23 protein-coding genes are annotated in these 23133 nt (G+C 62.4%); 9 read left to right on the top strand and 14 right to left on the bottom strand.

Going from position 1 to position 23133, the window contains the following annotated elements; translation table 11 throughout:
* The first annotated feature begins 30 nt into the window (after positions 1-30).
* The 5 genes from Q1A85_RS18500 (at position 31) to Q1A85_RS18480 (ending at position 3977) form a co-directional block, all read left to right on the top strand.
* Complete coding sequence (locus tag Q1A85_RS18500) at positions 31-195, top strand: adenylosuccinate lyase (RefSeq protein ID WP_299693014.1); 165 nt, start codon at positions 31-33, stop codon at positions 193-195.
* A gap of 102 nt (positions 196-297) precedes the next feature.
* On the top strand, positions 298-897 hold the full coding sequence (locus tag Q1A85_RS18495; protein WP_299693010.1) for a hypothetical protein: 600 nt from the start codon (positions 298-300) through the stop codon (positions 895-897).
* Between the two features lie 88 nt (positions 898-985).
* On the top strand, positions 986-2065 hold the full coding sequence (locus Q1A85_RS18490) for a FliG C-terminal domain-containing protein (protein WP_299693007.1): 1080 nt from the start codon (positions 986-988) through the stop codon (positions 2063-2065).
* A 128-nt stretch (positions 2066-2193) separates the two neighbouring features.
* Positions 2194-3066 (top strand): DMT family transporter, encoded by an 873-nt coding sequence (locus Q1A85_RS18485; protein WP_299693003.1) that lies wholly within the window; start codon positions 2194-2196, stop codon positions 3064-3066.
* A gap of 8 nt (positions 3067-3074) precedes the next feature.
* Complete coding sequence (locus Q1A85_RS18480) at positions 3075-3977, top strand: lysophospholipid acyltransferase family protein (protein ID WP_299693000.1); 903 nt, start codon at positions 3075-3077, stop codon at positions 3975-3977.
* Here Q1A85_RS18480 and Q1A85_RS18475 read toward each other — a convergent pair.
* On the bottom strand, positions 3974-4669 hold the full coding sequence (locus Q1A85_RS18475) for a thioredoxin family protein (protein ID WP_299692997.1): 696 nt from the start codon (positions 4667-4669) through the stop codon (positions 3974-3976). The genes Q1A85_RS18480 and Q1A85_RS18475 overlap by 4 nt on opposite strands.
* Before the next feature lie 258 nt (positions 4670-4927).
* On the opposite strand from Q1A85_RS18475, the gene acnA reads away from it, so the two are divergent.
* Positions 4928-7615, top strand: coding sequence for an aconitate hydratase AcnA (gene acnA / locus Q1A85_RS18470; protein WP_299692994.1), 2688 nt, complete (start codon positions 4928-4930; stop codon positions 7613-7615).
* A 160-nt stretch (positions 7616-7775) separates the two neighbouring features.
* Here the strand turns inward: acnA and Q1A85_RS18465 are convergent, their stop codons facing one another.
* From Q1A85_RS18465 to yajC, 10 genes are all read right to left on the bottom strand, one after another.
* The gene (locus tag Q1A85_RS18465) at positions 7776-8315 is read right to left on the bottom strand and encodes a DsbE family thiol:disulfide interchange protein (protein WP_299692991.1); all 540 of its coding nucleotides are present in this window, start codon (positions 8313-8315) and stop codon (positions 7776-7778) included.
* Positions 8308-8460 carry a heme exporter protein CcmD gene (gene ccmD, locus Q1A85_RS18460; protein WP_299692988.1) on the bottom strand — a complete coding sequence of 51 codons (153 nt, stop codon included), beginning with the start codon at positions 8458-8460 and terminating at the stop codon, positions 8308-8310. Before ccmD ends, Q1A85_RS18465 begins: the two co-directional genes overlap by 8 nt.
* A complete protein-coding gene (locus Q1A85_RS18455; RefSeq protein ID WP_299692985.1) occupies positions 8457-9203 on the bottom strand; it encodes a heme ABC transporter permease in 747 nt (248 codons plus the stop codon). Before Q1A85_RS18455 ends, ccmD begins: the two co-directional genes overlap by 4 nt.
* 47 nt (positions 9204-9250) lie before the next feature.
* Positions 9251-9907 (bottom strand): heme exporter protein CcmB, encoded by a 657-nt coding sequence (gene ccmB, locus Q1A85_RS18450; protein WP_299692982.1) that lies wholly within the window; start codon positions 9905-9907, stop codon positions 9251-9253.
* The gene (gene ccmA, locus Q1A85_RS18445; protein ID WP_299692979.1) at positions 9904-10518 is read right to left on the bottom strand and encodes a heme ABC exporter ATP-binding protein CcmA; all 615 of its coding nucleotides are present in this window, start codon (positions 10516-10518) and stop codon (positions 9904-9906) included. The genes ccmB and ccmA overlap by 4 nt, the downstream gene beginning before the upstream one ends.
* Before the next feature lie 108 nt (positions 10519-10626).
* A complete protein-coding gene (locus Q1A85_RS18440) occupies positions 10627-10980 on the bottom strand; it encodes an Mth938-like domain-containing protein (protein WP_299692976.1) in 354 nt (117 codons plus the stop codon).
* 3 nt (positions 10981-10983) lie between these two features.
* Positions 10984-11736, bottom strand: a complete 753-nt coding sequence (locus Q1A85_RS18435) for a TSUP family transporter (RefSeq protein WP_299692973.1) — start codon at positions 11734-11736, stop codon at positions 10984-10986.
* Entirely contained in the window at positions 11729-12700 is a 972-nt protein-coding gene (secF, locus tag Q1A85_RS18430; RefSeq protein WP_299692970.1) for a protein translocase subunit SecF, read from the bottom strand. Before secF ends, Q1A85_RS18435 begins: the two co-directional genes overlap by 8 nt.
* A 1-nt stretch (position 12701) precedes the next feature.
* Positions 12702-14366, bottom strand: coding sequence for a protein translocase subunit SecD (gene secD / locus Q1A85_RS18425; RefSeq protein WP_299692968.1), 1665 nt, complete (start codon positions 14364-14366; stop codon positions 12702-12704).
* A complete protein-coding gene (gene yajC / locus Q1A85_RS18420; protein WP_299692965.1) occupies positions 14366-14644 on the bottom strand; it encodes a preprotein translocase subunit YajC in 279 nt (92 codons plus the stop codon). Before yajC ends, secD begins: the two co-directional genes overlap by 1 nt.
* 173 nt (positions 14645-14817) lie before the next feature.
* Between yajC and Q1A85_RS18415 the strand changes: the two genes are divergently transcribed.
* From Q1A85_RS18415 to Q1A85_RS18405, 3 genes are all read left to right on the top strand, one after another.
* Positions 14818-16251, top strand: a complete 1434-nt coding sequence (locus Q1A85_RS18415; RefSeq protein WP_299692962.1) for a pentapeptide repeat-containing protein — start codon at positions 14818-14820, stop codon at positions 16249-16251.
* Between the two features lie 119 nt (positions 16252-16370).
* Entirely contained in the window at positions 16371-17663 is a 1293-nt protein-coding gene (gene serS / locus Q1A85_RS18410) for a serine--tRNA ligase (RefSeq protein WP_299692959.1), read from the top strand.
* A complete protein-coding gene (locus Q1A85_RS18405) occupies positions 17660-18361 on the top strand; it encodes a hypothetical protein (RefSeq protein ID WP_299692956.1) in 702 nt (233 codons plus the stop codon). The genes serS and Q1A85_RS18405 overlap by 4 nt, the downstream gene beginning before the upstream one ends.
* Before the next feature lie 30 nt (positions 18362-18391).
* Here the strand turns inward: Q1A85_RS18405 and der are convergent, their stop codons facing one another.
* The 3 genes from der to Q1A85_RS18390 form a co-directional block, all read right to left on the bottom strand.
* Positions 18392-19843 (bottom strand): ribosome biogenesis GTPase Der, encoded by a 1452-nt coding sequence (gene der / locus Q1A85_RS18400; protein ID WP_299692953.1) that lies wholly within the window; start codon positions 19841-19843, stop codon positions 18392-18394.
* 66 nt (positions 19844-19909) lie between these two features.
* Positions 19910-21277: a PQQ-binding-like beta-propeller repeat protein gene (locus tag Q1A85_RS18395; protein WP_366140603.1), complete on the bottom strand. Its 1368-nt coding sequence runs from the start codon at positions 21275-21277 to the stop codon at positions 19910-19912.
* A gap of 12 nt (positions 21278-21289) precedes the next feature.
* The gene (locus Q1A85_RS18390) at positions 21290-21970 is read right to left on the bottom strand and encodes a tetratricopeptide repeat protein (RefSeq protein ID WP_299692950.1); all 681 of its coding nucleotides are present in this window, start codon (positions 21968-21970) and stop codon (positions 21290-21292) included.
* Positions 21971-23133: the final 1163 nt, after the last annotated feature.

Raw genomic sequence — 23133 nt, 5'->3', positions numbered from 1 at the left:
TTACGTCACCCGATGAAAAGGAGACGAAAGATGAAGACCAAGACCCTCGCCGTCGCGCTGGCCCTCACCCTCGCCCCCACGCTCAGCTTCGCTGCGGGCTGCAATTACGGCAAACACGAACAGCAGGCCATGTCTTGCGCACCCGGCACCACCTTTGATGCCGCGACAAATTCCTGCGTGACGACCACGGGCTGACCGCGTTCGTAACTATTATCACGGCTTCGTGATCGCATAAAGCATCCGCGTTTGGGGTTGATCTCGTACATATCCCAAACGCATCCCGAACGGAGACCCAAGATGCTGCGTGCCCTGATCCTCACCACCGCCCTCGCCCTGCCCACCCTTGCGCCCACAATCGTGCTGGCCAAGGACAGCGAAGAGCCCCCGAAAAAGACCGAAACCACCAAGAACTGCTTTCAGGCCCGCCAGTGGGATCCCGAGATCGGCAAATGGGTGAAATTCTCGCAGCCGGTGAATGGTGTTTTCGACGTCAGCATCAACAAATGCGTCCGCCCCGACCGGACCGGCTACATGGACAGCGATACGTTGTACAAGGCCGTGCGTGAACTGGCCTATGCGGGTCGCTATCAGGACGCGATCAAGGTGCTGGACCAGATGCCCGAACAGCTCAGCGACCGCGTGCTGACCTATCGCGGTTTTACCGCCCGCAAATTGGGCCGGGCCGAGCTGGCCAATGCCTATTACACACAAGCCATCGACGTGAACCCCGACAACATCCTTGCGCGCTCTTACATGGGTCAGGGACTGGTCGACGCGGGTAACAAAGTGGCCGCCCTTGAGCAGCTGCGCGAAATCCAGAACCGCGGCGGCACCGGCACTTGGTCCGAAGTATCGCTGCGCAACGCGATCCAGACGGGCACCACCTACAGCTACTGACGCTTTTTCGAAAGGTTGAGGGACAGGATTGAATGTTTCTCAACCTTTGCCTGCCAGAACCCTTTGCAAAAGGGGTCAGAGGCAGGACATGACAGAGCTTTTACCATCCCCCGCCGCCCGTGCTGTTGCACTCTCGGGCGGCGGTTCCTTGATCAAGGGCGGCACGCTCAGCCGCAAGGCCAAGGCCGCCATCGTCGTGCGCCTGCTGATCAATGAGGGGGCCGATATCCCGCTCGAAGAATTGCCAGAGGAATTGCAGGCCCAGCTGACCAAGGCGATGGGCCAGATGCGCACCGTTGACCGTGAAACATTGCAAGAGGTTGTGGCCGAGTTCGCCGAAGAGGTTGAGCGGATTGGCCTGACCTTTTCCAACGGCATGGCCGGCGCGCTCGAAGCGCTTGATGGCAAGATCAGCCCCCAGACGGCCGCGCGCCTGCGCAAGGAGGCCGGGGTACGCGAGGCAGGCGATCCGTGGGCGCGTATCCGCGAGATGGACAATGACCTTTTGGCGGGCGTCCTCGAATCCGAAAGCATCGAGGTCGCCGCCGTCATGCTGTCAAAGCTGGATGTGCCCAAGGCCGCCGAGTTGCTTGGAATGCTGCCCGGCCCCCGCGCCCGGCAAATCACCTATGCGGTGTCCCAGACAAGCGCTGTGACCCCGGCTGCGGTGGATCGTATCGGCCTGTCGCTGGCCAGCCAATTGGGTGCACGACCGATCAGCGCCTTTGATAACGGGCCGGTGGAACGGGTGGGCGCGATCCTCAACTCGTCCAAGGCAACGACACGCGACGACGTGCTTGCCGGTCTTGATGAAAAGGATGAAGGGTTCGCAAATGCGGTGCGCAAGGCGATCTTTACCTTTGCCAATATCCCTGCCCGCATCGCTGACCGCGACATCCCCCGCATCCTGCGCGATATCGATCAAGAGGCGCTGGTCATTGCCATGGCAGGTGCCCCGGCCATGAATATGCAGGCGAGCGTCGACTACATCCTCGACAACATGTCGGCCCGCATGGCGGATCAGTTGCGCGAGGAAATCACCGAAGCCGGAACGCCCAAACCCGCCGATGTCGAAGAGGCGATGGGCAGCATCGTCGCCACCATCCGCGATATGGAAGCGCGTGGCGACCTGATGCTGATGGTCGAGGAAGAGGAGGAAGACGCCTAGCCGTCGGCCTTGCACAACCGCGCGCCGTAGCCGGTCACGGTGCAGCGCGGGATCAAGACTTGGGGGCACGGGCTTTGTGAGGCGTTGCAACACTCGACACACGCGCGGCGCGCGCGTATGCGGCGGGGATGCCCGCGACGCCCTCATTGCCCCGCACCGCGATCCTGCTGACGCTCGCGGCCATCCTGTGCTTCAGTCTGATGGATGCCACGGTCAAGGCCGCGGCACCAACGACCGGCCCGGTCACCGCGCTTTGGGCGCGGTATGCCGGTCAAATGCTGATCGTCGTGATCCTTGTGGCGCCGCGCCTCAAATCCGTGGTCCGCACCGCCTATCCCAAACTACAGATTGCCCGCTCTGTGCTGCTGATGCTTGCCACGTTCTTTTTCTTTCAGGCCCTGTCACGGATCGAACTTGCCGAGGCGACCGCTGTCATGGCCACCAACCCCATCCTGATCACCCTTGGCGGCGCACTTTTCCTGCGCGAAGCACTTGGCCCGCGCCGTATCGCCGCCGTCGTTATTGCCTTGATCGGCGCGCTCATCGTCATCCGGCCCGGATCCGAGCTGTTCCAGCCTGCTGCACTTTTGCCGCTGGTGGCGGCCACCTGTTTCGCCGGATATACGCTTATCACCCGCCGTGTTGGCCCGTCCGAAGATGTTTGGACCTCGCTGTTTTACACGGGCCTTGTGGGTGCGGTCATCCTCAGCACGTTCATGCCGTTTGTGATGCCCGCGCTGACTGCGCGCGATATCACGCTGCTTGCGCTCATCGCGGTTTTTGGCACGGCGGGCCAATTGATGCTGGTGCGCGCGCTGTCCATGGCAGAGGCCGGGCTGCTTGCACCGTTCAACTATGCCGGTCTGATCTATGCCATCGTGATCGGTCTGGTGCTTTTTGCCGAAGTGCCTGACGCACCGACAGTGCTGGGCGCGCTTGTGATCGCGGGGGCCGGGATTTATGTCTGGCATCGCGAAACGCGCGCCCGCGCCACAACCTGAGCCAACCGATGCCCCAAGACACAGCCACCTTGTCCCTGCCCGCCCGCGCGGCCTATCGGGCGACCGATCTGCTTGCCCGTGGGTTGATCGGGCTGGCGCTGGCCCTGCCCTATACGGCCCGCGTCCGGTTCATGGGCTGGGCCATGGCCCATGTGGTGGGACCTGGCGCGGGCTATCTCAAACGTGCGCGCGTGCATGTGGACTTTGCCCTGCCGCATCTGCCGGACGCCGAAAAGGACCGCATCGCGCGGGCGAGCCTGACCAATGCCGGGCGCACGTTGATCGAAAATTACTCCACCCGCGCGCTGCTGGCCCGTCAGGCTAGGGCCGACATTTCAGGCCCCGGCTTTGCCGCGATGGAGGCGGCGGCCCGGTCTGGCAAGCCCGTCATCCTCGTCACCGGCCATTTCGGCAATTACGAGGCGGTGCGCGCCGCGCTGGTTGCACGCGGCTATGCCGTGGGCGGGCTTTATCGCGAGATGAAGAACCCCTATTTCAACGATCATTACGTGCGGACAATGCAATCTTTTGGCGGGCCTGTGTTCCCTCAGGGCCGTCGCGGCACCGCCGGTTTCGTGCGTCACCTCAAGGGCGGCGGCCAGCTTGTGTTGCTGTTTGATCAACACGCACAGGGCCAGCCTGCGCTGCAATTTCTGGGGCATGACGCGCAAACGGCGATCTCGGCGGCGGAACTGGCGCTGCGCTATGCCGCGCTGCTGATCCCCTTCTACGGCATTCGGGCCAAGGACGGCATCAACTTTGACTGCGTGATGGAAGCGCCGATTGACCACACCACCCCCGAAACCATGACCCAAGCGATGAATGACAGTCTGGGCGCGCGTATCCGGGCCCATCCGGAACAATGGTTTTGGGTGCCACGGCGCTGGCGGTCCGACGCGGATATGACCTAGCGCAGAAGCGCCGCCGCCTCGATTGGGCCATGCGCGCCCTGCTGGATCACCACGACCACAGGTTTGTCACCCGTGACATCCGCCGTCAGATGCAGCGCTGTGGCCCCGTCCCACTGGGTCAGGATTTTCCAGTCTTCGGTGACGTTGGCATAGGTCAGCGTGTGCCCGGCATTCTCGCCGCGTGTGATCCGCGCCGTGCGCTCCGGCGTGTAGCGCACCATATGCACCACATACGGCCCCGACGCGTGCTTGGCCTCTGCCGCGATGATCAGATCGTCGCCCTCGCGCACCACGTCCAGCGACACCGTTTCTGGCCGCGCCGCGTGTTGCGCAATAACTTTGGACAACTCCATGGGGCGGGCACCCACGATATCCGTTTCGCCGTTGATGATCATCTGGGGCGTGTAGACCGACCGCCGCCCCGCCTCGACCGCGTAACCGCGCTGCCGCTTGGCATAGCGCGGATCGGCAAATTCGTCCTTCCACCCGATATAGTCCCAATAGTCGACATGCAGCGCCAGCGCGATCACATCGTCACGCGTGGCCAGTTCGTGCATCAGCGCATCCGCAGGCGGGCAGGACGAACAGCCTTGCGACGTGAACAACTCTACCACAACGGGCGAGTCTGCGGACGCAGGCGCGACCATCAGGGTGGTGGCGGCCGCAAAGGCCAATGAGATCAGGTTTTTCATCTGCACGCACTTGTGTTTGTCCGGGGGCGCCGCAGCGTGGGCACTCCCCTGATCTATGGAACGGTATGGCGTTTGACCAATCAAGGTTTGTTGAGCATTTGTGTCAGCTGCATCACGTTACTGCGCATTTGCTGAAAAATCTGTATGCTATGGTATACAAAATCGTCGCAGCCCCCCAATTGCGGTTGATCAGATGCTGTTCATCGGGCAAGACGCCCCCAAACTTGATGCCCCATCCGCCTTAGGAAAGGAATTCCCATGCCCATTACCGTCGGACACGATACTGCCAAAACGCGCAAGACGCTGACCGTTGGCGATCAATCCATTGCCTATTACTCCATCCCCGCCGCGACCGAAGCGGGTCTGGGCGATTTTTCGAACCTGCCTGCGGCGCTCAAGGTGGTGCTGGAAAACATGCTGCGCTTCGAAGATGACAAGACGGTGACCGTGGACGACATCAAGGCATTTGCGACATGGGGCGCACAGGGCGGCAAGAACCCGCGGGAAATCGCCTATCGTCCGGCCCGCGTGCTGATGCAGGATTTCACCGGCGTGCCTGCGGTCGTGGACTTGGCGGCTATGCGCGACGGGCTTGTCGCTTTGGGAGGTGATCCGGAAAAGATCAACCCGCTGAACCCCGTTGACCTTGTGATCGACCATTCGGTCATGATCGATGAATTTGGCAACCCGCGCGCGTTCCAGATGAACGTAGACCGCGAATACGAGCGCAACATGGAGCGCTACACCTTCCTCAAATGGGGCCAATCCGCGTTTAACAACTTCCGCGTGGTGCCGCCCGGCACCGGCATCTGCCACCAGGTGAACCTGGAGTACCTCGCGCAAACCGTCTGGACCGACGCGGACCAGAACGGCGAACAGGTGGCCTACCCCGACACGCTCGTGGGCACTGACAGTCACACAACCATGGTCAACGGCGCGGCCGTGCTGGGCTGGGGTGTTGGCGGGATCGAGGCCGAGGCCGCGATGCTGGGTCAGCCCATTTCGATGCTGATCCCCGAAGTGATCGGGTTCGAGCTGACAGGCTCCATGGTCGAGGGCACAACAGGAACTGACCTTGTGCTGAAAGTGGTCGAGATGCTCCGCGCCAAAGGCGTTGTGGGCAAATTCGTCGAATTCTATGGCGAAGGGCTCGACCGTTTGCCGCTGGCCGACCGCGCGACAATTGCCAACATGGCGCCTGAATACGGCGCCACCTGCGGCTTCTTCCCGATCGACGGCGAAACCCTGCGCTACCTGCGCAACACAGGCCGGGACGAGGACCGCATCGCACTGGTCGAAGCCTACGCCAAGGAAAACGGCTTTTGGCGCGGCGCGGACTATGCGCCGATCTACACCGACACGCTGCACCTTGATATGGGCACCATCGTGCCTGCCATCTCCGGCCCGAAACGCCCGCAGGATTTCGTGGCCCTCACCGACGGCCAGAAAGCCTTCCGCAAGGAAATGGAAGAGACGTTCAAACGTCCCATGGGCAAGGAAGTTTCCGTTGAGGGCGAAGACTACACCATGGAATCGGGCAAAGTCGTGATTGCCTCGATCACCTCCTGCACCAACACCTCGAATCCTTATGTGATGATCGGCGCGGGCCTCGTTGCGCGCAAGGCGCGCGCGCTCGGCCTGAACCGCAAACCGTGGGTCAAGACATCGCTCGCACCCGGCTCTCAGGTCGTGTCCGCCTATCTCGAGGCCGCCGACCTGCAAGAGGATCTGGACGCCATCGGTTTCAACCTCGTTGGCTACGGCTGCACGACGTGCATCGGCAACTCCGGCCCATTGCAGCCCGAAATCAGCCAAGCCATCGCCGACGGTGATCTGGTGGCGACCTCCGTGCTGTCGGGCAACCGCAACTTCGAAGGGCGGATCAGCCCCGATGTGCGCGCCAACTACCTCGCCTCGCCCCCGCTCGTGGTGGCCTACGCGCTGGCTGGCACGCTCGACATCAACCTTGCCGAAGACGTGATCGGCACCGACAAGGACGGCAACGACGTCTACCTCAAAGACATCTGGCCCTCGTCGCAGGAAGTTGCGGAACTGGTCGAAGCAACCGTGACCCGCGAAGCGTTTCAGGAGAAATACGCCGAAGTCTTCACTGGTGACGAAAAATGGCAGAGCGTGGAAACAACGGATCAGAAGACATATGACTGGCCACCGACCTCCACCTATGTCCAGAACCCGCCCTACTTTCAGGGCATGTCGCCGGAGCCGGGCGTGATTACCAACATCGAAGGGGCCAAGGTGCTGGCCATCCTCGGCGATATGATCACCACCGACCACATCTCGCCCGCGGGGTCCTTCAAGGAATCGACCCCCGCCGGCCGCTATCTGACCGAACGTCAGGTCGCCCCGCGCGAGTTCAACTCCTACGGCTCCCGCCGCGGCAACCACGAAGTTATGATGCGCGGCACATTCGCCAACATCCGCATCAAGAACGAGATGCTGGACGGTGTCGAAGGGGGCTACACCAAAGGCCCGGACGGCGAGCAAATGTCGATCTTTGATGCCGCGATGGCGCATCAAGAGGCAGATACGCCGCTGGTCATCTTCGGTGGTGAGCAATACGGTGCCGGATCGTCCCGCGACTGGGCAGCCAAAGGCACAGCCCTGCTGGGCGTCAAGGCGGTCATCGCCGAAAGCTTCGAACGCATCCACCGCTCGAACCTCGTTGGCATGGGGGTAATTCCGTTCGAATTCACCAGCGGCGACACCCGCAAATCGCTGGGCCTCACCGGCGATGAGACGGTCAGCATCTCCGGCCTCGACACGATCCAACCGCTGCAAGAGGTGCCCTGCACCATCACCATGGGTGACGGCTCGACCAAGGAGATCACGTTGAAGTGCCGGATCGATACCGCGATCGAGATCGAGTACATCGAACATGGCGGCGTTCTGCACTACGTGCTGCGCAACCTCGCCAGCGCCGCCTGACAAGAACACGGACCCTGCGGCCATAGCGCTACGAGGTCCCCGTCTCTGTCCCCAAATAAATCCCCGCCGGAGGCTCCCGTCATCAATGTCGGAGCCTCCGGCGGTGGTATTTCCGGTCAGAAGAAACAAAGCGCCAGAAATAGCGTGCGCCGTAAGGCGCTCAATTTGACAGCGCTTTTTCAAGCTCTGGCAGGAACCGCTGTTCATAGTCCGACCCGACCAGCGGGCCCTGAAATCGAAAAAGCACCGTGCCGTCCGCGTCCAGAATAAACGTCTCTGGCGGGGCGGTCACACCCCAGTCAATGGCCGACCGGGCGGCGGGGTCAAAGGCGATGGCCACAAACGGGTTTCCGTCATCCTCAAGGTAGCTGGACGCCGGCCCTTCCGTGTCGCGAAAATTCACGCCAATGATCGGCAAACCGTCAGCGGCCATTTCCAGCAGCTTAGGATGTTCTGCACGGCACGGCGGACACCACGACGCCCAGAAATTCACCAGCGTCACCTCCCCACGCGCCAGATCTCCGTCGCCAACGCCCGGATAGTCGGCGAGCGTCGCGTCCGTCAGTGCAGGCGCCGGCCCACCCACGCGGGTGGACGGCAAGGCATTGGGGTTGTCGCGAAACATGCCCACCGCCGCCAAAACGACAAAGGCGGCAAAAATCCCGATTGGGGCCAACATCAACGGCGGCACTTTAGCCATCCTGCCGCCGCTCCACATCTTCCATCTCGGCGCGCACCCTGCGGCCACGCCAAAGGCTCAGCACAACGATGGCAACCAGCAGCGCAATTGACACCGCGTAGGCCGACAACACAGCCTCGGCATATTTTCCCAGATCGGGCGTCATGCGCGCTCCGCCTGCCCGCCGCGCGCCTCGCGCGCGATCAGGGCGCGGGTGCGCCGCACCCGGATTTCCGTGCCCGTTCGGTAGAGTACCAGCGCCAAAAACAGCAGCACAAAACCCGCGATGCACACCAGCAACGGGACATAGAATACGTCGGCCACGTTCTCTTCCGTGTCGAGGCTCAGCGACGCACCCTGATGCAGCCCTTGGTTCCAGAAGTTCACCGCATAGCGGCTGAGCACGGCAAACACCGTCCCCACGAGGCACAGGATCGACGTCAGGTCCGCAGCCGTATCGGGGTCTTCGACCGCCTCCCACAGCGCGACGTAGCCTAGGTAAAACAGAAACAGAATCAGGAACGATGTCAGCCGCGGGTCCCATGCCCACCACGTGCCCCACATCGGCTGGCCCCAGATCGCCCCGGTGACCAGCGCAATCAGCGTCATCACGATGCCCACGGGCGCTGCCGCCCGCGCCGCCAGCGCCGACACGTGGTGCCGCCGGACAATCCAGATCAGCGAGGCGACCAGCATCATGAACCATGCATTGATCGCCATCAGCGCCGAGGGCACATGCAGGTAAATGATCTTGACGGTAGAGCCCTGCCGGAAATCATCCGGCGTGAAAAAGAACCCCCACACCAGCCCCACAACAAGGCACAGCGCGGCGCCCGCCCACAGCCACGGCATAACCCGTTCGCTCAGCCCCAGAAACCGGACAGGATTTGCATATTCCCAAAGTGACATGGCGTGGTTCTAAGCCCCCTCCTCCGCTTCGACAATGTAAATCCGCGTTACCGCAAATTCACCCGCAAAACCGCCCCTGCGGCAAATGGCATGAGAGCCAGAACCGCCCCGCTGACCCCCGCCAGCAGCATCAGCGGCGTGGTGGCATCCAGCCCCTCCGCCGCCCGCCGCGCGGCCTCCGCGCCAAAAATCAGCGTCGGCACATAGAGCGGCAGCACCAGCAGGGACAACAGCAACCCGCCCCGCTTGATCCCCACCGTCAGCGCCGCCCCAAAAGCGCCAATCATCGACAGCGCGGGCGTGCCCAGACACAGGCTCAGCACCAGCGTGCCATAGCCTGCGGGCGCGAGGTTCAGCAGCACCCCGAACAGCGGTGCCGCCACGACCAGTGGCAAACCCGTTGTCACCCAATGCGCTGCCGCCTTCACTGCCACAACCCCTTCGAGCGGCAAGGGCGAGGTCGCCAGCAGGTCCAGCGCGCCGTCCTCCCAGTCCACCGCCAGCAACCGGTCCAGCGACAACAGGCACGCCAACAGCGCTCCCAGCCACAGCACCCCGGGTGCGATGCGCGCCAAAAGCGTGACGTCAGCCCCGACGCTGAACGGCACCAGCACGACGACGATCAGGAAAAACGCAAGCCCAAGGCCAAATCCGCCCCCCGCCCGCAGCGCAAGCGCGAGGTCCCGGAAAAACAGCGCCCTCACAAAAACGCCTCATCTGCATGGCCGAGCGCTGCCGCCTGCGTCTGAAAGCCAGTCACATCCAGCACATCCGCCTCAATGCCAAGGTCAATATGCGTTGCGATCAGCGCCATGCCGCCTGCGGCCAGATGCGCGCGCACGGCATCTGCGAACCGCGTCACTGATGCGGCATCCAGCGACACTGTCGGCTCGTCCAGCACCCACACGGCCCGCCCCGTCACCATCAACCGCGCCAGACCCAGCCGCCGCTTTTGCCCCGCCGACAGCGCACCAGCGCGCCGCGTGGCCAACCCCTCCAGATCAAAGGCCGCAAGCGCCGGTGTGATCTGCGACTGTCCAAAGACCGCCGCCCAGAAGGTCAGGTTTTCCGACACCGTAAGCGCCGCCTTCAACCCGTCGGCATGGGCGGCATAGGCAATCCGCTCCTCCGCCCCGCTGACCGTTCCCGCCAAAGCAGGCTGCAATCCCGCAACCGTACGCAGCAGCGTCGTCTTTCCCGACCCGTTTGGCCCGCGCAGCACCAGCGCACGCCCCGGCGACAACACAAAGGACACGCCCGCCAAAAGCGGCACGCCCCCCCGTCCCACGGCCAGATCGGTGACTGTCACATCCATAAGACATGGCTAACGGATTGGAACGCCTGCCAAAAGCCCCCTTGCTTCTTCTCTTTCAAAATACTCCGGGGGGAGGCGCAGCCGGGGGGCTGCCCCCCCTCCGCCCGTTCACACAGGCATCATTGCCAGCGCAATGCGCCGTCCTTCGCTAAGCAGCACGTTGTACGTGCGCGCCGCCGATGGCGACGACATCACTTCGACCCCAATCCCGGCCTCGTCCAGCGCGGTGCGGCAGGCTTCGGGGATATGGGCGATTTCCGCGCCTGTGCCCAGAAACAGCACATCAACGTGATCGGCCAAGGCCAGCAGGGCTGCGCTGTCCTCATATCCGCCCCACAGCGCGGTCCCAAGCGGGCCAGTCAGCGCTGGTCCCTCGATCACTGTGCCACCGATGCGGAAAAAGCCCGGACCGTATCCTTCGACGGGTTTGGCTTCGGTAAACTCGATCTCATTGAGGCGCATGGTTCACTCCCAGACAGGCAGGCCCAGAATAGCGGAGGCCGCGATCGTGAGGTAGGCCACCGCGCGAAAAAGTCGCTCCTTGTCCGGATCAAACAGCCACGCACCTGCAACATTGGCCAGCATATAGACCGGCACGCAGAGCAACCCGGCCGCCAGTGCCGTCATGTCCAACAGTCCGATCCCGACAATCACCGCAATCATCATCAGGTCGATGCCCAGCAGATACAGGAGAAAATTTGCCCGGATTGTCGCGATGGGCAGCGCGCTGGCCATATAAAGCATGATGACCGGAGGGCCGGGCACCCCGGCGATCCCCCCTAGGAAACCACCCACCCCGCCCACGGCTGCGATGGCCCCGCTGCGCAAGGTGCCCCGGTAACGCCAGCCGGTCATGACCAGCATCAAAAGCACCAGCACCACGCAAGAGACCAGCCACCCGAACACGCCCGGCGCCAGATAAGACAGGGCCCACAGCCCCAGTGGCAGCCCAACCGCAGCCCCCGCCAACAGGCGCAACGCCTCGGCCCGCTGTCCGGTGCGCAATGCGGCAGGCAGGTTCGGCAGCGGCCCCCAAAACTCGACAACTGTCAGAAACACAAGTGCAGCAAACGGGTCCAGCACCGAGGATGCCGCAGGCATGATGATCAGCGCAGAACCAAAGCCGGTGAACCCGCGCACAAGCCCGGCGGCGACAATCGCCCCGACCAGCCACCACAACCCCGGCAAGGCCAGAGCCGTGGTGAACGCCTCAGGCATCCACGTTGGCGAATTGGTTTCCGGTTGTGTTGGGGTCTGTCTTGTCCCAGTTCCGCTTGACGCCAAGCCACAGCAGAATGGTCGATGCCACAAAGACCGAGCTATACGTCCCCACGATCACACCCCAGATCATCGCAAAGACGAACCCGCGGATCACGTCCCCACCAAGGATATAGAGCGATATCAGAGCCAGCAGCGTGGTAACCGATGTCATGACCGTCCGGCTGAGTGTCTCGTTGATCGAGATATTCAGCACTTCATTCAGCGGCTTTTTCTTGTACTTGCGCAGGTTCTCCCGCACCCGGTCAAAGACAACCACCGTGTCGTTCAGCGAATAGCCCACGATGGTCAGCAGGGCTGCGATGATGGCGAGGTCAAACTTGATCTGTAGTTCCGAGAATATGCCGATGGTCAGGATCACGTCATGCACAAGCGCCGCCACGGCCCCCAGTGCAAACTGCCATTCAAAGCGCAGCCAGATATAGATCAGCACTGCCCCGATGGCCAAAACCACCGCGATAGCAGCCGTTTGGATCAACTCGCCCGACACTTTCGGGCCCACCGATTCCACAGACGGAAAGGTCATATCCGGGACAGCAGCGGTCAGTGCGCCCTGCACCTCGCGGATTGTATCCGGCGTCACGGCCTCTTGGCCTTCTTGCGCCTGAATACGGATCATTGCCACGTTCTGATCGGCGTCGAATGTCGGGTCGAACACCTCCGTTATCGAAATGTCACCCAAGCCCAACGGCGTCAGCGCATCCCGGTAGAGGCCGATGTCCACCGGTTGCGTGCTTTCCGTCCGCACTGTGGTGCCACCGCGGAAATCGATACCGAAATTCAGACCTTGCAGCGCAAAGCTGGCAAAGCCGATGACCATCATCAGCGCCGATATGCCAAGCCACAGTTTCCAGCGGCTGAAGAAATCAAACGAGGTCTCTTTGGGGACAAGCTTCAGTCGCATCTCAGACCTCAATCGTTTTCGGACGGCGGCGTTCGAACCACATGACAATCAGCAGCCGGGTGACAAAGATCGCCGTGAACACCGATGTCAGAATGCCGAGGCCCAGCGTGATGGCAAAGCCGCGCACCGGGCCGGAGCCCATGGCGAACAGGATCACGGCGGTGATGAATGTGGTGATGTTGGCATCCAGAATGGCACTCAGCGCCTTTTCGTACCCCAACTCGATGGCCCGCGCTGGACCCCGCGCCGATTTCAGCTCTTCGCGGATACGTTCAAAGATCAACACGTTGGCATCCACCGCCATGCCAACCGTCAGCACAATCCCCGCAATGCCCGGCAGCGTCAGCGTCGCCCCGATCATGCTCAGCAGGCCAAAGATCAGCCCGATATTCACAATCAATGCAACATTGGCAAAAAGGCCGAACAGACCATAGCTCAGCGCCATGAACACAAGCACGGCCGCAAAGGCGACCATGGTCGCGATCTTGCCCGCGTCGATGCTGTCCTGTCCCAGTTCGGGGCCGATGGTCCGCTCTTCGAGAAAGGTCAGCTCCGCAGGCAAGGCACCCGCACGCAGCAACACCGCGAGGTTGGTCGATTCCTCGACGTTGAAATTGCCGGTGATGATGCCAGACCCGCCGGGAATATGGCTCTGGATCACAGGCGCGCTGACCACCTCGTCATCCAGTACAATCGCAAAGGGCGAACCGATATTGTCCGCCGTATAATCCCCGAACCGTCGCGCGCCGGACGTGTTGAACCGGAAGTTCACCGCCGGGCTGCCGTTCTGGTCAAAGGCGGGCTGCGCATCCACAAGGTCCTCGCCGGTGACCACCGGGGCGCTTTCGATCACGTAGAACGTGCCGGGTTCGTCCAAGCTGGGCACCAGCTTGTTGCCGATGCCGGGCGTCGCGTTTTCATCCGTTGTCCGGTTCACCACCGGGTTAAAGGTCAGCTGCGCCGTTGTGCCGATGATCTCCTTCAATTCCGCAGCCGAGCCGATGCCCGGCACCTGGATCAGGATACGCTGCGTGCCCTGCCGCTGAATGGTCGGCTCGCGTGTACCCACCTCGTCAATGCGCCGCCGCACGATTTCGAGGCTTTGCTGCACTGTGCGCTCGTCCGAGGCCAGACGTTCCTCTTCGCTCAGCGTCACGACAATCACGTCCGCCCCGTCCGATGAGACGACGATATCATTTGCGCCGACCCCGGTCAGCGTCTGCACAGGCCGCGCCAGCGACCGCACCCGCTCCAGCGCCCGCGGCATCCCCGCAGGTTCGCCAATGCGAATGCGCAACTCATCCGGCTCCGAAGGTTGCAAACGGATGGTGCCGATGGTGGACCGCTCCTGCCGCAGCAAATCGCGGATCTCGGGCCAGCTGGCCTCCATCCGGCTTGCATAGACATCCTCAACCTGCACTTCGGCCAGCAAATGCGCACCGCCCCGCAGGTCAAGCCCGAGGTTCACAAGGCTCGACGGCATCCAGTCGGGCCACAGCGCGCGCAGCGCTTGGTTCTCGGCGGTGTCCGCGCCCAGTTCAATCGCCTGAACCGCATCATTGTGCTGCTCCACGCGAGTGTAGAACCCGTTGGGCAGTGCCAGCATCAGCCCAAGCGCCACAAGCGCCCAGATCAATACCCGTTTCCAGCCTTCGATCTGGAGCATTACTTCGCAGGCTCAGTCTTTGTCAGAACCTGTGCGATGGTGGATTTGACCACGCGCACCTTGACGCCCTCAGCCAGTTCCACCTCAACTTCGTTGTCTTCCTTGACCTTGGACACCTTGCCGATCAGACCACCTTGCGTGACCACCTGATCGCCGCGGCGCAGCGCTTCGACCATGGCGGCGTGTTCCTTGACCTTTTTCTGCTGCGGTCGGATCAGCAGGAAATACATGATCGCAAAGATCAGGATCAGGGGGATAAACTGGCCAAAGGCTTCCATAGAGACGTCCTGTTATTCTGGGCTGTTTCGGGCACAGGTTGGCCCTGCACGCGCGTTTGGCAGAACCTATGGCCGGGGACCGTGCTGCGCAAGGCGCAAAAGGCGCTTTTGCGCGGCGATACGGGGGGTGCGCCCCCTTCCCAAAGACGGCCCTTCGCGTCAGGGTGGTGAAGATGGACATGATCGAGCTTTCCATACCGCAATGGCTGGTCACTGGCCCGGTTGCGGTGCTGGGCATCGCGCTGGCGGGCTTTCTCGTCTACGTCACGCTGCCCGCGCACCGCAAAACGCGGCGCGGTGTACCCAAAATCCAGCATCAGTTCGGGCTCAAATCCCTGCCCCCGACCCTGTTTCTGGCAGGCGCGCTGTCTTGGCTTGTCATCACGGCAGTACTGGCCTTTGGGCTCTTTGCACTTATCATCGACGTGATCAGTGCCGCCCTGCCCAGGCGTGACGATCAAACAACTGTCTGGGATTTCCGCTTTCGCCTTGTGCAGATCACGGCGCTCACCACCGTGGTCGGTGCCCTTTTTGCGTTGCCCATTTCGATGCGCCGCATCCGGGTGACGGACAAGGCCAACGAAAACACGGAAAACGCGCTGTTCAACGAAAAGATCAACGCCGCCACCGAAGGGCTCTATGCCCGCAGGCAGGTGAGTGTCCGACAGGATGACGGCACTTATGCCAATCTGTGGGAGGACGACATTGTCCAGCGCAATGCCGCCATAGACCGGCTGGATGGTCTGGCCGCCGAAAACCCGGACGAAAGTCCGCGCATCGCCCGCCTGCTCAGCGTGTATGTGCGCGAACTCAGCAAGGACCACCCGCCGCAAGCGCGCCCGGCGACGGGCGTCGCAAGTTGGGCCAATGCACTGACCCCTGCCCGGTCAGACATGGAAAAGGCAGCCCAGACAATCGGGCGCCTCAACCCGGTGGACCGCGACAATCTCGGGAACGAGATTGATCTGCGCGGCGCGAACCTACAGGGGTTTGACCTGCAAGGCGCGGATTTCAATCGTGCGCGGCTGGACGGCGCGCAGCTCGAAGGGGCCAACCTGCGCAACGCTCGGTTCCAACAAGCCGATCTGTCAAATGCCAGCCTGATTGCGGCGCACCTGCCTCATGCCGATCTGGACCGTGCGGTGATGCGGCGGGCCGATCTGCAAGGGGCGGATTTGGGCGGCGCCACGCTGACGTATGCAAATTGCGTACACGGCAATTTCAGCAATGCGCTGTTGCATGAGGCCGTTCTGGACCATGCCAACCTGACGCTGGCGGTGTTTGCAAACGCATTTCTCATTCGTGCGACGCTGGACGCTGTGAAGATGGACGCAACCAGCTTTTTCGGCGCGATGATCTGGTCGGTGCGCCCGTGTCCTGATCTGCGCCTGAGCGACGGCGATCTTGAACGCGCGTCGCTGCGGGACGTTACACTCACCCCAACCAACCTCGAAGGATTAAACCTGAGCAAGGTGTTTGGCGATGCGTCCGTTTCTTTGCCCCACAGCACACCGGGCGACGCCGAATGGCCCGAACACTGGGCCACGGAGGTGCTGCACGATCATGCCTACATGCGCAGCTGGGACAAACATAAGGACGGGGCGTAGGACCGCGCGCCCGTGCGCACATTTCCCACCGGGCGCACCCCGCCACTTCCCCCCCTTTTCCCGCGCCGCGCGATGGGGCATATGACCCGCACCGCAACACGTCCCAAAGGACCAGACCCATGCACGACATTCGCGCCATCCGCGCCAATCCCGACGCTTTCGACGCAGCCCTTGCGCGCCGTGGGGACGCAGGAATGTCGTCCAGGCTCTTGGAACTGGACGAAAAACGCCGCGCCTGCATCCTCGCCGCCGAAACCGCGCAGGCCGAACAGAACAAAGCCAGCAAGGAGGTCGGTGCCGCCAAGGGCCGCGGCGACGAGGCCGCGTTCGAACGGCTCCGCGCGCTGGTTTCTGAAAAGAAGAACGAAATCGGCAAGATGCAGGACGAAGCCAAGGCGCTCGACGCTCAGCTAACCGACGCACTGGCCCGCATCCCGAACCTGCCCGCCGAGGACGTGCCAGATGGCGCGGACGAGGCCGCCAATGTCGAGACCAACCGTTGGGGCACGCCGCGAACCTTTGATTTCGAACCGAAAGAGCATTTCGAGATCGCCGGCGTCGCAGCGCATATGGACTTCGAAACCGCCGCCAAAACCTCGGGCAGCCGCTTTGTCATGCTCAGGGGCGCCGTTGCCCGCATCCACCGTGCGCTGGCCCAGTACATGATCGACACCCATGTCGATCAAAACGGTCTGCTGGAGGTAAACTCGCCCGTTCTCGTGCGCAACGACGCCATGTATGGTACTGATAAATTGCCGAAATTCGGCGAAGAAAGCTACCGCACCGAGGACGGGATGTGGCTTGTGCCCACGTCCGAAGTGCCGCTGACCTACACGGTCGCGGGCGACATCCTCGACGAAGCCGTCCTGCCCATCCGACTGACCGCGCACACGCTCTGTTTCCGCTCCGAGGCGGGCAGCGCTGGCCGTGACACGGCCGGAATGCTCCGACAACACCAGTTCGAAAAAGTAGAAATGGTGTCCATCACCCATCCCGACACCTCCGAAGCCGAACAGAAGCGGATGCTGCGCTGTGCCGAAGGCCTGCTGGAAGCCCTTGAAATCCCTTACCGAACGGTTGTTCTTTGCACCGGCGACATGGGCTTTGGGGCGCGGCGCACATACGACATCGAGGCGTGGTTGCCCGGTCAGGACGCCTATCGCGAGATCAGTTCCGTCTCGACCACGGGCGATTTTCAGGCCCGCCGCATGAATGCGCGGTTCAAGCCCGCAGGGGGCGGCAAGCCAGCGTTCGTGCACACGCTCAACGGCTCTGGCCTTGCGGTCGGACGCTGCCTGATCGCGGTGCTGGAAAACGGCCAGCAGGCGGACGGCTCCGTAAGATTGCCCGCCGTGCTTGCCCCCTATCTGGGTGGTAAAACCACGCTTGCAGCCGACGGCGCGCTCGCATGACCGCGTGGCGCGCCGCTCTGGTGCTGGTTCTGGCGCTGGCTTTTGGCGCGTCGCCCCTGTGGGTGCCGGATTTCGGCGGGTTTGATCCCGACAGCTTCCCCATCCCGCAGAACGATCCGCCGGTCCAGCCCAAGGGCTATGCCTTTGCAATCTGGGGGTTAATCTATCTGTGGCTGATCGCAGGCTCGGCCTTTGGGTTGCTTAAACGGGGCACTGATCCGGCATGGGATGCCATGCGCTTGCCATTGGCGCTGTCACTGGCGGTCGGGGCCATCTGGTTGCCCGTTGCAGTGCTCAGCCCCGTCTGGGCCACGATCCTGATCTGGGCGATGCTGCTGCCTGCGTTGGTCGCCTTGTTTCGCGCGCCGCAAGACGACATATGGACCGCCGCGTGGCCCGTGGGCCTTTATGCCGGGTGGTTGAGTGCGGCGTCCTGCGTGGCCATCGGGTTGTTGCTTGGCGGATACGGATTTCTGTCCGAAGACATGGCCGCTCTGGTGATGATCGGCATTGCGGCGCTGCTCGCCTTTGGGGTGCAGACCCGGCTGGGACGCACACCGACCTATGGGATCGCGGCCATCTGGGCCCTGATCGCAATTCTCGTGCAAAACGGCGTCGCTGCATCTGCCGGTTTGGCGGCGGCTGCCGCAGCAATCGTTTTGATCTCGCCCACGCTGCGCGCTGCACGCGGGCACTGACCGCGCGTTACCTGTGCGGCGCACAGACGTCTATTTGCGCCGACCATCGGTGTGTTTGCGCAGCTTTGATGGCGGCGCTTTCTTCCGGCCCTTGAACGGGTTGTCCTGATTCTGACCGCGCATATAGATGCGAATCGGCGTGCCGGGCATGTCAAAGTCGAGCCGCAACGCATTGACAAGATAGCGATTATAGCTCTCCGGCACCTTGTCAGGATGGCTGCACATCACCACAAAGGCGGGGGGCCGTGTCTTGGCTTGGGTCATGTAGCGCAGCTTGATGCGTTTGCCTTGGGGTGCGGGTGGCGGATGCGCTTCGATCATGCCTGCCAGCCAGCGGTTCAACGCAGCGGTGGGCACGCGCCGGTTCCAGACTTCGTGCGCGCGGAGGATGGCGCTGTGCAACCGGTCCAGACCCCGCCCCGTCTTGGCCGAAACAGTGACCAGCGGCGCCCCTTTGAGCTGCGGCAACAGCCGCTCGAAGCTTTCGCGCAGGTCGCGCAGCTTGGCCTGTTTGTCCTCTTCGACATCCCATTTGTTGACCGCGACGACCACTGCGCGCCCTTCGCGCTCGGCCAGATCGGCGATGCGCAAGTCCTGCTGTTCAAAGGGGATCGCGGCGTCAAGCAGTACCACGACCACTTCAGCGAACTTCACCGCGCGCAGGCCGTCGCTCACCGACAATTTCTCCAGCTTTTCCTGCACCTTGGCCCGTTTGCGCATCCCGGCCGTGTCGAAGATGCGCATGGGCGTCCCCTCCCACACGGTCCGCAGGGAAATGGCGTCGCGGGTGATCCCCGCTTCGGGCCCGGTCAGCAGGCGGTCCTCGCCCACAATGCGGTTGATCAGGGTCGATTTGCCCGCGTTGGGGCGGCCAACAACGGCCACTTGCAGCGGGCGGGCTTGGGTCGGGGTGCGCGGGCCGTCGTCGTCATCGTCGTCTACGTCCACGTCAATCTCTGGGCCTGTGTCCACCGCCCGTTCGGCAAACCCGTCTGCCAATGGTTGCAACTGGGCATAAAGATCGTTCAGCCCCTCGCCATGCTCCGCCGACAGGCGGATCGGCTCACCCAATCCTAGGGAATAGGCCTCTATCACACCGGCATCGGCGGCCGACCCCTCGCCCTTGTTGGCGGCAAGCAGCACATGGTCGGCGCGCTTGCGCAGGATGTCGGCAAAAACCTCATCCGTGGGTGTCACGCCAGTGCGCGCGTCAATCATAAAAAGGCACACATCCGCCATGTCCACGGCCCGTTCGGTCAGGCGACGCATCCGGCCTTGCAGGCTATCATCCTCTGCCTCTTCGAGGCCTGCGGTGTCGATCACGGTGAACCGCAGGTCCGCCAGTCGCCCCTCGCCCTCGCGCAGGTCGCGCGTCACACCCGGCTGGTCGTCGACCAGCGCAAGGCGCTTGCCCACCAGACGGTTGAACAGGGTCGACTTGCCCACATTGGGCCGTCCGACAATGGCGAGTGTGAAGCTCATGACAGCCCCCGGACAGGAAAACAGACGCAGCCCTTAGACCATCTTGCCCCGCCGCGAAAGGGGGGCTTAGCGATAGGCGATCAGAACACCCTTGCGGTTCACCACATAAAGGGTCCGCCCCGCCACCACCGGTGCCGTGGTGGCGCCAGCGGGGATCTCCGTCACGCCGACCAAACCACCGCTTGCTGGGTCATAGCTGCGCAGGCTGCCGTCGGACGAGGCGACCAGCAACCGACCACCGGCCAGCACCGGCCCGTGATGGGCAAAGATTTCATAGCGCTGCGTGGGACGGTTCTTGACGAATTGCGGAAGCTCGGTGCCCCAGATGCGGCTGCCGTCTTCGGCGCTGAGCCGCAGCAACTCGTTGCGGTCGCTCACCAGAAAAACGCTGTCGGCCACCGGCAGCACAGTGCCAAACGCACCCTCCGGTGCAGTCCACAGACGTGCTCCGCTGCCTGCGTTGATCGCAATGGTCCGCCCCGCTTGGTTGGCGGCATAGATCACGCCGTTTGCGGCTACGGGCCGCCCGGTCACATCGTCGATCCGTGCCAGCGCCCGTCCCGTTCGCCCGCCCAGCACCGTCGCATCCCAGCGGCGCAGGCCGCCCTGACTGAATACGGCCTGCATTTCGCCCGACCCAAAGGCAAACACAGTCAAACCGTCTGCCACCACCGGTGCCGGTGCGCCAAGGACGTTTGTCCGGCTCTCTGACGAGGATATCTGCCACGCCACGCGACCCGTTGCCTTGTTGACGGCCCAGCCGGTGTCGTCGCCCGACACCACGTAGACCAGATCACCAAAGACCGTAGGCCGACCCGATGCGGGTGCATTCAGGTCCTGCGTCCAGACAACTGCGCCCGTGTCCGCATCCAGTGCGGTCAGCGCGCCGTAGCCTGTGGTCACATACAGAAGATCTCCATCAGCAGCGAGCCCACCGCCGGTCCCGTCGCCTTCGTTCGCCCCGGCTGGCAGCACGTCGCGCTGCCACAGCAATTGGCCGCCCGTCGATACCGCCGACACGGTGCTGAGACTGTCGAGCGTAAAGACACGGCCACCCGCCACAACCGGATCGGCCACGATACGATGCTTGCGGCTGTCGCCCTTGCCAATACCGACGCTCCAGACCGGGGTCAGCGCGGATCCCAGACTTGGGTGATCGGTGCGAAACGCCTGCGTGCCAAGGCCTTGGGGCGCTTCGGCGTTGGTCACCTGTGCGGGCAACGTGATGGCGCGTGCCGCCTCTGTCACCGCCTCGGCTTGCGGTTCAGCGGCTGCGGCATTGGACAAAACCGCGTCAATAGGTTCGCGCTTGCCCGCGAGAATGACCTCTCGCTCGGCGCAGGCGCTGAGGAACAAGGCAATGACGCCCAGTCCAAGCGGCGCCAGACCTATGTTCCGGACTGTGCCGGCGCGTGCTCCACGGGTCATGCTCATCTCCCCCGCCCCTTAATTTTCTGCCGCGTCGTCCGCGCTTTCGTCGTCGAGCGTTCCACCTAGGGCCACAATTGCCTGTAGGGCGCGCCGTTGCAAGCCCGCGCTCGCCTCGGCGTCATCCAACATGGGCCGCAGACGGGCAAGGGCCGCGTCCACATTGCCGGTTTCGATGTCGATCAGCGCCAGTTGTTCTTCGGCCAAAAGGCGGAATGACACGCCCGGAACGGCCAATGCTTCAAAGCCTGCGCGGCGCGCCTCCGCATCCAGTGTACCCGTTTGCAGCAGCAAGCTGCGGAAGGTCGCGATCTGGCGGTAGATCAAAGGCGCATCCGCAGCGGTTTCGACCCGGCCCAGAGCCGCAATTGCTGCGTCTGTGTCGCCTGCATCGGCAAAGGCACCCGCCTGCAGCAGCGCCAGCACGGCCATGCTTTCCGGGGTCTCGGCGCTGACCTCGGCCAGCGCGGTGGCACGCGCGGATGGGTCATCGTTGCTGAGCGCGGCCAGCATGGCATCGCCCAGTGCCTGCGCCTTGGCCTCTTCCTGCGCCTTGCGGTATTCGTTAAAGGCCGCCCCGCCCACGATGACCAGAATGAAAAGCACCGCGATCCAGCCATAGCGGCGCAAGTAACCAAAGAGCCGATCCCGGCGAACTTCTTCGGTCACCTCATCAATGAAACTGTCGGTATTGCTCACGCCCTGCTCCCCGGCCAAAGGGCCGTTCTCGACCCCATTTTCGCGCCCCTCTTATCGCGCCGCGCGGGCCAAGCCAAGAGGATGCAGGCTGACTGTAGGGAGACATCAAATACTGCAGTAACCGGAAGAGGCCGGAGGATCTCGCAAGAACCCGGACGGAGCAGTAAATAAAGGGGTGTTTGAAGGGAGGACAACGGATTGGCGGTTTGTCAGGCGTGTTTTTCAAAGAGGAGTGTAATCGGGCTTGCGGGCGGGCTTAGACCGCGTCAGTGACAAGATCGACTGCAATGGCCCGAAACGCGCCAAACCCTATTAAAACAGCTTTCAACGGCGTGCTTTCCATCCCAAGAATGGCCCGGTTTGACCCCAAACATGGAAGCTGTACCGGGAATAGCTCTTCCAACTTTGGCTTCGCTCTTCCAGCTTAGCGATAAACCCCTAGAAAACAGGCGCTTCGGACAATTGAGAAGGCAGGTGGGTGTCAATAGAAGTTGGAAGTCCATTGTGGCCATCGACCTCGTCTCAAAGCCGCGTAGGAGCTCTCCGATTTTTGGACGCACCCGTCGGCTGTGCGGACAAAGCTACTGCTCTGTCTTTTTTAGTTTGCGCTTGAGTTCGTCCAAGTCCTTCCGTGCGATCTCAATTCTTTAAGCGTTGGATACTTCTATTGGAGCGAAGGAGTTGGACCTACTCTGCTGCCTTGCCATGACAGCTCTTGGTTCAACAAAACGCTCAAAAAACCAAGTGATTAATGCTGGAAATGCGAAACGTACGAGAAGCACAAGTATGACTGGCGAGATGACGTATTCCACACATAGTACATCGTTTTGCTCAAATAAGAATTCAACCCGACGATGGAAATCGAGTTGGCAAGCCACCCGTCTGGACATGTACAAAGGGCTCAAAGCGGCCATCGGGTCGAACTTTGCAACTTCCCCTTCCTGCGCATCCAGTTGACCGCCAGCTGTCTTTCGGACCAGCAATGGAAGCGACTGGGACAAGCTCTGTCTTACTTTGCTGCAGTGCGCCCAAGGAAAGTGGGCCTGCCGGATGTCTGACGTCAGCGCCTATGGGTCCAACTAGGTCGATTTGATAAGAGAGGGTTTGTTGCTCATCGTCACCACCAAGGAGTGGACGATGAGAAAGACACCGAAGAGCTCTGG

The organism is uncultured Tateyamaria sp., assembly GCF_947503385.1.
GTDB lineage: Bacteria > Pseudomonadota > Alphaproteobacteria > Rhodobacterales > Rhodobacteraceae > Tateyamaria.
This window is presented reverse-complemented; position numbering and strand designations above follow the sequence as displayed.